At 44.7% G+C, this 12,406-nt stretch carries 10 protein-coding genes; 1 reads left to right on the top strand and 9 read right to left on the bottom strand.

What is annotated here, in order from left to right:
• Positions 1-69: 69 nt before the first annotated feature.
• Positions 70-1,044, bottom strand: coding sequence for a TDT family transporter (locus tag AACT18_RS15395; RefSeq protein ID WP_094124845.1), 975 nt, complete (start codon positions 1,042-1,044; stop codon positions 70-72).
• A gap of 148 nt (positions 1,045-1,192) precedes the next feature.
• Positions 1,193-2,590, bottom strand: coding sequence for a H(+)/Cl(-) exchange transporter ClcA (gene clcA, locus AACT18_RS15390; protein WP_013868492.1), 1,398 nt, complete (start codon positions 2,588-2,590; stop codon positions 1,193-1,195).
• Between the two features lie 491 nt (positions 2,591-3,081).
• Here clcA and AACT18_RS15385 point away from each other — a divergent pair, with 491 nt between their 5' ends.
• Entirely contained in the window at positions 3,082-4,068 is a 987-nt protein-coding gene (locus tag AACT18_RS15385; RefSeq protein ID WP_094125898.1) for a CobW family GTP-binding protein, read from the top strand.
• A 117-nt stretch (positions 4,069-4,185) separates the two neighbouring features.
• Here AACT18_RS15385 and AACT18_RS15380 read toward each other — a convergent pair whose 3' ends face one another.
• The 7 genes from AACT18_RS15380 to AACT18_RS15350 all read right to left on the bottom strand — a co-directional run bounded on the left by AACT18_RS15380 (position 4,186) and on the right by AACT18_RS15350 (position 12,137).
• The gene (locus AACT18_RS15380; protein ID WP_017045357.1) at positions 4,186-4,905 is read right to left on the bottom strand and encodes an ABC transporter ATP-binding protein; all 720 of its coding nucleotides are present in this window, start codon (positions 4,903-4,905) and stop codon (positions 4,186-4,188) included.
• The gene (locus AACT18_RS15375) at positions 4,898-6,181 is read right to left on the bottom strand and encodes an ABC transporter permease (protein WP_017042914.1); all 1,284 of its coding nucleotides are present in this window, start codon (positions 6,179-6,181) and stop codon (positions 4,898-4,900) included. Before AACT18_RS15375 ends, AACT18_RS15380 begins: the two co-directional genes overlap by 8 nt.
• A gap of 2 nt (positions 6,182-6,183) precedes the next feature.
• A complete protein-coding gene (locus tag AACT18_RS15370) occupies positions 6,184-7,401 on the bottom strand; it encodes an ABC transporter permease (RefSeq protein ID WP_094125897.1) in 1,218 nt (405 codons plus the stop codon).
• The gene (locus AACT18_RS15365) at positions 7,398-8,684 is read right to left on the bottom strand and encodes a TolC family protein (protein WP_094125896.1); all 1,287 of its coding nucleotides are present in this window, start codon (positions 8,682-8,684) and stop codon (positions 7,398-7,400) included. The genes AACT18_RS15370 and AACT18_RS15365 overlap by 4 nt, the downstream gene beginning before the upstream one ends.
• Positions 8,674-9,819: an efflux RND transporter periplasmic adaptor subunit gene (locus AACT18_RS15360; RefSeq protein ID WP_094125895.1), complete on the bottom strand. Its 1,146-nt coding sequence runs from the start codon at positions 9,817-9,819 to the stop codon at positions 8,674-8,676. The genes AACT18_RS15365 and AACT18_RS15360 overlap by 11 nt, the downstream gene beginning before the upstream one ends.
• Positions 9,820-10,043: 224 nt before the next feature.
• Positions 10,044-10,988 (bottom strand): ribosome biogenesis GTPase YlqF, encoded by a 945-nt coding sequence (gene ylqF / locus AACT18_RS15355; RefSeq protein WP_094125894.1) that lies wholly within the window; start codon positions 10,986-10,988, stop codon positions 10,044-10,046.
• Positions 10,989-11,312: 324 nt separating this feature from the next.
• Positions 11,313-12,137, bottom strand: coding sequence for a hypothetical protein (locus AACT18_RS15350; protein WP_254920013.1), 825 nt, complete (start codon positions 12,135-12,137; stop codon positions 11,313-11,315).
• Positions 12,138-12,406: the final 269 nt, after the last annotated feature.

Here is a 12,406-nt window from a genome sequence, read left to right as displayed (position 1 = left end):
GTATTGTTCGTCATTGCCTAGGCTTATCCAGCCATAATTAATTTTTAATTAAAGATAAATATTAGGTTTTTATTTATTGGAAAATAATTCAGGCCAATACATTTTTATATAACCAAGAGAAACCCAAACGACTAAGAAAGTAGCAATAGTCAATTCAAATAACCCAAATTGATGTAACCAGTGCCATTGCGGGTACTGTCCTTCAAAGAAGGTGGTTAAACGATGCATGGCGATAGCACTGATGACAGAAGGGAAGGTCACAGCAGCAATAGACGGTTGAAACTTGAGCCTGAGCAGACGGATATAGCAAAGGTAAATAAGCAGTGTCATGGTGATGGCAATGCCAGCCAGTGCGCCTGTTAATATTGGATCAGGATGAGGGAAGTTGACCAAATACGTCGCGAGGGTGAGGTTAATAGGTGCAGCCATAATGGCGAGTGTTGGGCGTGCGCGTTTAGGTAGCATTCCTGCAAACACCAAACGATATAACACTAACGGCAGCATAAAAAAATAGATAGCGATACAGACAGAGACGAGTGTTTCTGAAAAGACAGTGTGGCCAAATTGCGTGCCAGCGAGCGAGCTACTGATTAACCCAACCGGATAAAGAAACCAGCTTGGTACAATATGGCTGATTTTAAAGTTCATGGCCTGAAAACTGAAGAAAAGCAGCATCATGGTGAAGTGCAGCAAGAGCGCGGTAAACCAAATAGGATAAGCAATGAGCGGTGAAATTAAAGCGAGATAATCACTTAAGATCAGTAAAGTCATGCTCATTGGAGCCATCAAGCTACCGGAAAGAGGGTGGCGAATGTCCTCCATGAATGTCTTGAAGCTGGTGAGGTATTTTAGCAAGACAGGCAGCAGTAATAATGCACCGAGCAGTGCCAAATAGGGGCGAATAATGAGACCGACCGAGGGAATATAAAGCGCCCACGCATGCCCGAGGCTGATCACACCTAATGCTAGCGCCGCTTGAGAGGGCGGTGTGCTTTGTACTTGAATTAACCTTTTCCAGTTCAACGATAAACTCCATGTCATCATTTGCTCTAGAAAATGAATAATGTATTTCTAGCAGCCAGCAAACGAGCGCATTATCAAGTTTATCGAGTTGTGGTGCAACATCTCACCTTCTAATTTGTTACTTAGACATAACAATTCGCAGCGGAGTCAATATTCATGAGTCTCACGATTACTCTTTTGGTGGAAGATCTTGTTGTTGCAGCTTGGCGTTTTTCAAGGTGCGATGGAGCAACTGACTATAAATGGGTTGGCCGCCAAGTAATTGAGCGAAAATAACCGCGCCAAGGCTAGTAATAATCAGCGGTAAAATTAAATAATAATTATTGGTCATTTCAATAACTAATAAAATACCTGTAATGGGTGCGCGAACCGTTGCGGCAAACAGTGCACCCATGCCTGCAATGGCAAACATTCCTGGGTCAATCGCTAATTGTGGTAACAGTTCTTGCGCAATCAGGCCAAAGGCGTAACCAAACAGCGTGCCTAATGCCAGCATTGGTGCAAAAATCCCGCCCGGAGCACCAGAACCAAAGCAGATCAAGGTGGTAAAAATACGACCAATGAACAAAAGCAGCAAGATAGCGGCACCGTAGTCACCATTGGTGATATTAGGGATTAGTGAGATGCCACCCCCAGTCAATTCAGGAATATACAATAAAGTTAAGCCAAAACAGCCTCCCAATAGTGAACCCGTGAGTAAATATCGTTTACGATCATTGCGATGAATTCTGGCAAAAATATCTTGTGATAGTGTGATTAAACGGTTGAATAGCACACCGAAAATACCAAACAGTCCCCCAAGCAGCAGAAACAGCCACAGTGAAGCCAGCTCTGGTGCTTGATATTGCGGCATTTGGATCACAGCATGTTGGCCATTAATCACGCGAAAGACGATATTTGCCGCTACCGCAGAGACAATGACGGCGCGTACTGAAATCAAGGTATAACGAAACTGCGGGCGCATTTCTTCAATAACGAACATGATGCCCGCCAGCGGCGCATTAAATGCGGCAGCTAGGCCTCCAGCCGCACCAGACGCTAAGAGTGAGTGGCGGGTATCATCATTTTTGATGCGGAAAATATCCGACACCATTCGGCCAATGGCTCCCCCCATTTGAACCGTGGGCCCTTCACGTCCCAAAACCATACCAGAACCTAAGGCGCCCATACCGCCAAAAAACTTCACTGGCAGTACTCGCCACCAACGAACGGGGCGCATACCATCCATCGCGCCTTCAATTTCAGGAATGCCAGAACCGGCGGCTTCGGGCGCAAACCGGTGCACAAGGAAATAACCGATAAACGCCAACGCTGCACTGATAAGAAAAGCGGCCAACCACAAGGGTAAGATATTACCAATCTCACTTTTTAACCACTCGGTGCGTGTTTCCGAAACCAAGTGCACAGCGGCCTCAAAGTAAGTACCAACAATCCCAGCAAGAATACCGACAATGAGCGAAAGAAAAAGGATTGAGAGTGGTGTTTTGTCCTTAGAGAGAAATTGGTTAATCGTATCTTTTGGAACTTTTGCAAGCAGTGACTGTTTCAATCTCTCTCTTTTGGTCATGTAAAAAAGGGCCTCGATTGGTAAAATGTGAACATATTTTGTTACAGAATTATACGCGCCAAAGTGATTAACTATAGCGTCAAAGCTGCAATGTAGATTTCCATATCTGGAAGATGGAGAGATTCTCTACTAAAAACGAGATCTGAGTTAAAAATGAGTTAAAAAACAGAGATTGAACCTTGCTAAGCCAGCCAAATGAACCATAGTTAAAGCGTAAGGCAGATTCAGATATCGTACAGGGAGGAATTCAAGCCTTACCTACAATTTGGATGGAATCAGCAATATTTCAATTCTATGTCCTCGTTTATGATCGGGTTGCATCTATAGTCCTCCCGATTCGCGAACTCACGATTGAGTTACGAGGGGAAAGGCGCGCTCACCGTAGTGCGCCTTTTGTCGTTTATGTACCTCGGCTCATTGTTCCTGTCTAACTGGCAAACCATGCACTGGCTTCTTATTTCGGTATATACTGCCGCAAAAGGAGTGCTGACATGACAAAAAAAGTACCAACTAACATTATTACCGGTTTTCTTGGTGTAGGAAAAACGACGGCCATTTTGAATTTATTGAAGAATAAACCTGCTGATGAAAAGTGGGCGGTGTTGGTCAATGAGTTTGGAGAAATTGGTATTGATGGGGCGATGATGTCTGACCAAGGCGCGCTGATCAAAGAAGTACCGGGCGGCTGTATGTGCTGTACCGCGGGTGTTCCTATGTCTGTTGGAATTAACGCCTTACTTAGGCAAAAGCCCGATCGTCTATTAATTGAGCCAACAGGGCTTGGGCACCCTAAGCAAGTGGTGGCAACTTTAACTTCTGATCAATATGCACTGTATGTCGATTTAAAAGCCACGATCACTTTAGTGGATCCGCGCAACTTGCGTAATGAAAAATACACATCCAACCAAAATTTTAATGACCAATTGGCCAGTGGTGATGTGGTGATTGGCAATAAAGTAGATCAATGCACTAGTGCTGATGTGGATGCGTTTAATGACTGGGTGACTGATCAATCACCCGCGAAGATTTTTAGCAAGTTAGTCAAGCAAGGTGAGTTGCCTTTAGAATTATTAGATATTGAACGTCTTCACGGCGCAGCTTCTACTCATATTGAAGCGCATCACCATCATCATGCTTCGTTAGAACCACAGTTTGCGTTACAGCCGGGTAAAGTGTTTGTGCGCAAAGAAAATCGGGGCCAAGGTTATTTCAGTTGTGGTTGGTTAATCGGCGCTGAATACCATTTTGATTTTGATGAGCTTTTTTCTATGCTGAGTGCCCTGACCGCTGAGCGTGTTAAGGCGGTCGTCAATACCGATAAAGGATGTTACGCCTTCAACATCAACCAAGGAGTCGTTTCAGTGAATGAGATGAGCTTAGAAGGGTTTGAATCACGCTTAGAAGTGATTGACTCACAGCTCATGCCATGGGATCAACTCGAAGCGGTATTGCTGAAATTGGCGGGTATCTCTCAATAGGATCCAAAGAAAAAACCAACAAAGAAAGAACAAAGAAAAAATGAACTAAGAAAGGCGAACTGGAACGGCTTCGTCTTTCTCGTTCACTTTATAACTTCTTACAATGCGTTGAGCTATTTATGGCTGCCTTGTTGCGTGATCAACGCGTTCATCAGATAAAATCTGCCCATCTTTGATATTCACTATTCTGTGAGTTCGCTTCGCTAATGCGAGATCGTGAGTGACGACAATAAGCGTTCGTCCTTCTTGATGAAGCTCATTGAACAGGGCTTCAATTTCAGCGCCTGATTTTGAATCTAACGCACCTGTCGGTTCGTCGGCTAAGATAATTTGCGGATCATTGACCAACGCGCGCGCAATCGCCACCCGCTGCTTTTGTCCCCCCGAGAGCTGGTTGGGTTTATGCTGCATGCGATCGCCAAGCCCCACTTTTTCTAATAGTGTTGCTGCACGTGCTCGGCGCTCTTTTAATTTTACTCCGCGATAGACCAAGGGTAGGGCGACGTTATCGAGAGCATTAGCGTATTCGAGCAGGTTGAAACTTTGAAAAACAAAGCCAATTTTTTGATTACGAATATGAGCCAATTGATGGCTGCTGAGCGAGGCGACCGCCTTGTCGTCCAACTGATATTCACCCGATGTAGGAACATCCAAGCAACCGAGGATATTCATTAAGGTTGATTTACCCGAGCCTGATGGCCCTAGAATAGAGAGAAATTCGCCTTTTTGAATCGATAGCGAAACGCCGTCTAATGCTTTGACCAACTCTTCACCACTGCGATAGTGCTTGCTGATATTGGTCAATTGAACAAGGTTTGGTAAGTTTTGTTTATTCACTTTGTAATGCCTCTAATGGCGTAATGCTAGCCGCGCGATTGGCGGGAAACCACGCGGCAATCACACCGACAATCGCCAGCGCCGCGATCACAAGAAAGACAATCGAAAACGACAGTTCGGGTAAGGGTTTCCCTAATTGCTCAAACAGCATATTGCCTTCTAAGGGAGCGTATCTTAATAAGGTGATCAGCCCGTAAGTGGATCCTAAGCCAGCTAAACCGCCAAGTGACATCGTGAGCAAGGCTTGCACTAAATAATGGAGTTTGATAGTGGTTGGCGTAGCTCCGACGGCCATTCGTACACCGATGTCTCGCGTGGATCGTTTTACCGTGGCGTACATGACATTGGCAATACCAATGCCTGCTACGCCGAGGGTAATAAGCCCAATAATGCCCAAAAAGCCTTGTAGACCGAATAAGAAACGGCGCATGCTTTTTTGCCTCAATAGCATGTCTTCGACTTGCAAGAGCTGCGTGTCTGAAGCACTGGCACCGTACTTTCTGGCGATCACTTGCTTAATCACTTGCGCGGCTTTTTCGCGATCAACCGTGGCATTGAGCTGCACATTGATCGCTGCAATCGCTGCGTTGGGGTTAAAACGTTGCCAAGTGCGAAAAGGCACAAATACCGCGTAGTCAATAGGGGTTCCTTGTTCTACCTCTGCACTTGTCTGCGCTATCACGCCGATAACGGTAAAGTTTTCATCACCTATTTTTATCAATTGACCTACAGGGTTTATGCTCAGCGTCTGGGGTTCCAGCCAACTCCAACCATCCTCAGAATTGAACAATTGCACTGCGGCGTTATAACCGAGTACAACCACTTTACGCTGCTGTTGATTATCGAGCGGGTTGATCCATCGCCCTCCTTTGGCTATCTCAATACCAGTTAAGGACTGATATTCTGGGTTAACCGCTAGTGGGCGCTGCCAGGTGCCATTGTCTTGATTACTGACGCGTTTATCCCATTGTGCGCTGACTTCAGCGCGTTGGATAAAGGGCAGTGCGCGAACAAACTCAACATCATCCGCTTGCAAAGAGAGGGCTTTCCCTTCAAAAAAGCGTCCGGCGGTCTGGCTGGCATAACCCCCGGTCACATAGAGTAAATTGCCATTGCCACTTTGTGATGAGCGTGTCAGCCCTTGGCGTAATCCTTCGCCTGTTGCGAGCATGGTGGCGATGCAAAGTGTGCCCCAAGCCACCGCTAAAATAGTGAGTAGCAAGCGTAGTTTTTCGGCCGCCATCTCTTGATAAATTTGCCTGATAGGTAACATCATTATTAAGCCCTCGCACTTAATGCGATGACGGGGGTGAGATTGGCGGCACGCTTTGCTGGGAAATAAGCAGCCAGCAGTGCAAACAACGTGGTGACGAGCAGTGACCAGCCTAGAGCTGGCACAGTGATGACTGGTTCGCCGAGCCAATCAGGTAAGCCGATGTAATTCAGTAATAGTACCACCAGATAGGAGAGGAGCATTCCGAACACTGCACCTAATACCACTAGCAACCCACCTTCTAAAATAAACTGGCGCAAAATGATCTTCGGTGTTGCGCCAATGGCTAAACGCACACCAATTTCCCGCGTTCTTTCCGTGACAGAAAGGAACATGATATTGGCGACGCCCAAAGCGCCGACCGCAAGCGTCATCGCTCCACTTGCCCCTAAAAATAGTTGTATACCTCGAAACAAGGCATTGAAAAATTGAGCGCCGCTGCTGAAGTCAGGTAGGTTTATGGCCTCAGTATCGCTCGGATCAAAATGTTTCTGTTTGGCGAAGAAAGAGAGGATGTTCATGCGCAATACCGCGGCTGGTATCCCTGCGGCGGGCTGCACAAGGAAAAATTCAGGCTCACTTTGCCAAAGATCAGTAAAAGCGCTGCTTGGGATCATCACTTGGCTGTTTTCATTGTTTATAGAAATGCCCCCTTCTTGCTGCTGAGTAATACCGACAACCGAGAAGGGAATGGTATTGACTTTGATCGTATCACCAATAGATAGCTGACCAACTTGTGCCAACTGCCAACCAACCACCGCAATTCGGGAATGGTTTTTCTGATCGCTGGCGTGAATGCCGCGTGACCCCGCGGTCAGTTGCAAGTTGCGCAATACTAAAAATTGAGAGTCGATCCCGCTGACGTAACCGGGAAGCATTCGGCCTTTTACATTCGTCACTTTAGCATCCCATTTTCCGTAGATAACTGATAATGCGCTGATGTTTGGGTGCTGTGCCAAAGCGCGCATTTCCGGCTCTGAAAGGGTAATCGCACGTCTTGCTGCAAGGCCTTGCCAAGGTTTGGTGGTTTGGCTGGGGAAAGCCATTTGTGTATCGCTCATTAACAGCGCGAAAGATTGTGTATTGACGCGATAAAATCCTTCACCTAAGGCAACGAGCACTAAAACAGAAACAATACCCCAAACGATAGCAATGACCGCGAGGGCGCTGCGTAGCCGATGGGCAAGCAGCGTTTGCACGACTTGCTGTAGGCTTGAGATCATGAGTGCAGAGCCTGAGAGAGCGAAGCGATCACGTCATCATCTAACTGCCCAGCAGCTTGCAGCAGGCCAATCCGCTGCTTCCAATATTGGTACAATCGCCGTTGTAGACTGTTTTTACTGTTAAACAGAGCGTTATGGGCGTCAATCAAATCAGAAGCTTCAGTCATTCCTGACTCATAAACGGTTTGTTTACTTTTTAAAGCTTGCTCTCTTGAGCGGACTTGTAACTGAGCCATCTCCACTTGTCGCCAATCTAGATGGATTTGGCTAAAGCCACTTTGAATTTTGCGTTTAATCTCGATATCTACCTTGCGCAGTACTTGCTTGGCGCTTAAGACTTGCAGCGCAGCCTGATCGACCGTGGCGCGCGTGGAACCATTCAAATCCAACGGAATTTTTAAGCTTAAACCTGCACTGAGATCCCCATCTCGACCCTGATCATTGTCTTGGTAAGAAACACTGCCAGATAAGGTGGGATAATATTTGGCTTTGGCTGCATCTCGGCCAAATTCAGAAGCGGCGACTTCCTGCTGGGCAGCCAATAACTCAGGGCTGTTATTCTGCGCAAGCTTTAACCATTCAGTTTCGCTGCTGACCTGCATTGGCGGTTCAATGAGGTCGGTCGTTTTAATTTGGTCAATGTGCTGTGGGTCTTGATTGATGAGCGCGATAAGGGCTGACTTTTTCTCTTCTAGAGCAGCTTGCGCACTGAGTATATCCGCTTGCTCATCGACGTGGTTGGCGCGCATATCTTCTAATGCCGTTGATCGAATTTTTCCTGCTTTGTAGCGCTGCTCGGTAATCTTCAGCAGCTTTGCACCTTCCTCGAATTTCTGCTCAGCAAGTTGTCGATCGCCTTGTGCGCTGGCGAGATCGAGATAGGCATACAGTAATGTTGAAGCCAGCTCATTATGTGCGGTCTTCACTTTTAATTGTGATGCCACATAACTTGCTTGAGATTGGTCGAGTTGTGCCCAATTAGCGCTATCCCAAATGGTTTGGCTTAATGTGGCACCATAGCCTTTAGTGTTGTTGCCATTATCATCCCATGAAGTATCAGCGTTGACTTCAAAAGAAGGTAAAAGTGCACTTTTGGTGCTTCGGACCTCTGTTTCACTGATTTGAGATTGGATCTGCGCTTGTGAATAAGTAGGGTCAAAAGCTTTGGCGGCCTGCCAAGCTTGTTCAATAGTGATGGCGTGAGCTGAAAAAGTCACCGCGCCACAGAACGTCATTAGCGCGGCTGCTAGCGCATTAGGTTGAAAGGGGCGCTTAGTGGCCATCTTTGCCTCCCAATAAACTGTTGTCGATGATCACATCGTCCGCTGATAAACCCGCAATCACTTCCACATTAATGCCATCGGACAAACCTAAGGTCACGGCGCGGACTTGGTAACCTTGTTCTGACTGATCTGGGATTAAGACTTCAGGTTGTTCACCGCTAAATCGTAATGCGCGCTCTGGAATGGTGACAACGTTTTCCACGCTCTTTAACGTGATCTGTGCGGTAGCAGAAAAGCCCGAGCGAATCACCATATTGTCAGGAAAGCGAATCTGGTTAATCTCCACTTCAAACCCATTATCAAAGCTGGTCGTTTCAGTATCACCTGGGTTATTCAACTTATCAGATTGAACCGCAACTTTGCTTAATACGCCGCTGATTTCTGCTTCTGGATACGGTGCTAACGTTAAGTTGACGGCCATCCCTGCGGCGAGTTGCGCCGCATCATGTTCACTGACACTGCCTTTGAAAATCATGTCATTCATATCGGCAATCGACATCATTTCAGTTGCCGCTTGGCTTGAGGCAGTGGAAATGATCGGCTCTCCTACTTCCACTTTTAGGTTTAAAATGGTGCCATCAATGGGGGCGACGAGTGTGGACGTGAGTTTCGAATCGCCAACCGATGCTTCACCGCTGCGGATCAGCTCAAGGTTCTGCCTTTTTTGTTGCACTTCGGCTTGTTTTGATTTCAGCTCTGATTTTGCTTGGATTAGCTCACCGTAGTTTTCCGGCACAATCTTTTGTTCAACTAACTGCTGCAAGTTTGCCAGCGTCTGTTTGGCGGAATCTAAGCTCGCCTCACTTTGCATTAAAGCGGTGGTTGCGTCGGTTAACGCTTGCGGTGTTGGATTTGGACGCACTTTGATCAAAGGCGTGCCCAAGGTAACTTGTTCACCGACCCGATGATAAATTTCACCGACAATCCCCTCAATTTGCGATTTTATAGATACCGAGTGAGCTGGCACGATTTGGCCAACAGCGATTGCCTGTTTGGCAATATTTCCCTGTTCGACCGTCAGAGTGGGGAAAGCCGAGAGAGATTCATTGCTATTGGTAGTTAGGTAATAGCCCCCGCTGATTAAGGCGGCGCTAATTACCGCGATGGCCCAACGCTTTTTCATGAACAATTCCATATCAAGGAGAAAATAAACAATGGTGGTATGACTTGAGTGTCATCAGAAGGTTCCTTCATGCTATAGAAGTAGCGCATAAAAACCTGTATTGATTTGTCATGATAATGTCAGCTAGAAATAGCAAACAGCATGCAGTTGTCTGTTCTGATGAAAAGGGCGATCATTGACCGCCCTGATGGTAATAGTAGAAATGAGGTGTAGCGTAGAAAGGATCCGAGAGGAATTTAGCGCTTATTACGCAAATAACGTTTACGACGCTCTACTTTTTTGGCTGCTTTTTCCTCGGCTTCTCTGGCCGCTCGTTCTTCCACTTCCACTAACTCTTTGGTGATCATCTCAGGGCGTTCAAGAGTAATTTGGCCGAGAATACCTTGGCGCAATTCATGCAGTAGGATCTCCGACGCTTTGTGCAGATCAATACGGCCACCGGGGCGCAAAGCACCACGTTTGCGGCCAATTTCTTCCATCCATTCCACGTCAGATTGAGGTAGCTCATCGATTTGATAACGCTCTTGCAAACGCTCAGGATAAGCTTGCGCTAAATACTCAACAGTATAAAAGGCTACATCCTCATATTCCATTGCAGTATCTTTTACCGCGCCAGTAGCAGCTAGGCGAAAACCACTGTGTGGGTTTTCCACTTTAGGCCATAAAATTCCCGGAGTATCGGACAGCACAATGCCATTTTGCAAATTGATACGTTGTTGGCGGCGAGTAACGGCGGGTTGGTTACCTGTTTGAGCCACAGCGCGACCGGCTAACGTATTGATGATGGTTGATTTACCGACGTTCGGGATGCCCATGATCATGGTGCGAATATTTTTCCCCACTTCTTCACGATGTGGTGCCAACTTACGGCAAAGCTCCATGATTTTATGCACTTCTTGAGGGTTAGACGTGGTTACCGCCATTGCTTTCACCCCTTGTTCTTTCTCAAAATGATCGATCCACAATTGCGTCATTTCTGGGTCTGCTAGGTCACGTTTATTGAGTACCTTCACACACGGTTTATTACCACGCAAATGGGAGATAAGTGGATTCTCGCTGCTAAACGGGATACGAGCGTCCAACACTTCGATAATCACATCAACTTGCGGAATGACCTCTTCGATCTCCTTACGTGCTTTATGCATGTGTCCCGGAAACCATTGAATTGTGTTGTTAATCATTTGAATTTATTGCCTTTAGTTTTTGGTTATTAGCTGGTGGGGTATCAGGTGGGGTACCAAAACAATTTATTAGTTTTATTGGGTAGCAATACCAAATTAACCATAATCACAGCAGCTGTTATGCTGTGCATTTTAGCATTTTTATCATAGCGCGGGAATCTGCATATTCTGGCATGCAGATTCACCTTCTTTGTTCCGATAGTCTCTTCTGAGGGCGATGACGTAAATCAATAGATATCCCCCACTTATGTTATAAAAAAGTAACATGATAGAGTCTTGTTGGCTCGAAGCGATCCAGCATACTACTTAGTGCACCTTTATCTTTTACTCAAATAGCGCGTTAAACCTCGCTTTATCTTTTCTACTTTTTTCTTCGAGTTGTTGTTTTATTTCTTGAGCTTTATTCGCCCACTGAAGAGTCATCATCGATACCACTTGGTTTACTGGTTGATCAAACTCAGTTGATAAATATTTCAATTTTTCTGCGATGAATTCGTCAACCACTAAATTTAGCGTGGTTTTTTTATCCCTTTTTATCTTATTTCTATACTTGACTTGTCCCCAAGCTTTTTTCATGTTTATTAAAAATAAAGCTTTATCTGAATAAGACAATGGAATTGCATAAAATAAAGAAGGTATGAAAATATGAATATAACGTTCATCATGAAATAGTTCAGGAATTTTTTTGAAGTTTCTATTAACTAAGTCACTTTTATAAAGATATGATTTTGCCCAAATAAGTTGTTCTTTATCCCTAGCATCTATCCAATAAAATGGAAAATGTCTTCTTTGGTAAGCGTATGATTCATTCAAATAATCTAAGTATTTATGCTTGTAATTGAAGTGACAGTCCATGTAGTTAATGAAATTAATAAAATCTAATCTCATTGTTTTAATGCTATTAACTATCTTTAATTTGGATATTGATGAAAAATGAAAAGGGGCTGGTTTGGTTGTTGTACGATTGTTAAAGTATATAAGGTCACCAGATTGACTAAAAACATTGTTGTTCATTAGATGAATATAACAAAACAAAGTTGCAATTTTATCGTTATTTATAAATTCAAATTTTTTCTCATTGATACAATTGCTTAATAATTTGTTGAGTTTACCAATTATTATTTCTTTATTTAATTCATGTCTGTTCATGAGGCCGAAACAAAGTTTACTCTCAAAGTTATCATAATCTCCTTCAGGGAAATAATTTGTTTCATTACAAATGAATCTTAAGAAATCTATATCTGACTTAGGTTTTGTTTTATGTTAATTTTTATTTCTTTAACTATTTTATTATTATTTTCTTCCTCGTTCATTATTGCCTACTTAGTGGTTTTTATGTGTTTTTATGGTGGTCATTTTATTATGGTTTTGGTGGTTTGGTCAACGGTTATTAGGCTTGTGTCAGATTTTTATGAGTT

This window comes from Vibrio sp. V04_P4A5T148 (assembly GCF_963875605.1).
Lineage (GTDB): Bacteria > Pseudomonadota > Gammaproteobacteria > Enterobacterales > Vibrionaceae > Vibrio > Vibrio anguillarum.
This window is presented reverse-complemented; position numbering and strand designations above follow the sequence as displayed.

What these genes read in the sequence shown, in the direction of transcription:
- AACT18_RS15395 (WP_094124845.1), bottom strand. Translation starts at nt 1,044, where the DNA reads ATGATGACATGGAGTTTATCGTTGAACTGGAAAAGGTTAATTCAAGTA.
- clcA (WP_013868492.1), bottom strand. Translation starts at nt 2,590, where the DNA reads ATGACCAAAAGAGAGAGATTGAAACAGTCACTGCTTGCAAAAGTTCCA.
- AACT18_RS15385 (WP_094125898.1), top strand. Translation starts at nt 3,082, where the DNA reads ATGACAAAAAAAGTACCAACTAACATTATTACCGGTTTTCTTGGTGTA.
- AACT18_RS15375 (WP_017042914.1), bottom strand. Translation starts at nt 6,181, where the DNA reads ATGATGTTACCTATCAGGCAAATTTATCAAGAGATGGCGGCCGAAAAA.
- AACT18_RS15370 (WP_094125897.1), bottom strand. Translation starts at nt 7,401, where the DNA reads ATGATCTCAAGCCTACAGCAAGTCGTGCAAACGCTGCTTGCCCATCGG.
- AACT18_RS15365 (WP_094125896.1), bottom strand. Translation starts at nt 8,684, where the DNA reads ATGGCCACTAAGCGCCCCTTTCAACCTAATGCGCTAGCAGCCGCGCTA.
- AACT18_RS15360 (WP_094125895.1), bottom strand. Translation starts at nt 9,819, where the DNA reads ATGGAATTGTTCATGAAAAAGCGTTGGGCCATCGCGGTAATTAGCGCC.
- ylqF (WP_094125894.1), bottom strand. Translation starts at nt 10,988, where the DNA reads ATGATTAACAACACAATTCAATGGTTTCCGGGACACATGCATAAAGCA.
- AACT18_RS15350 (WP_254920013.1), bottom strand. Translation starts at nt 12,137, where the DNA reads ATGAACAGACATGAATTAAATAAAGAAATAATAATTGGTAAACTCAAC.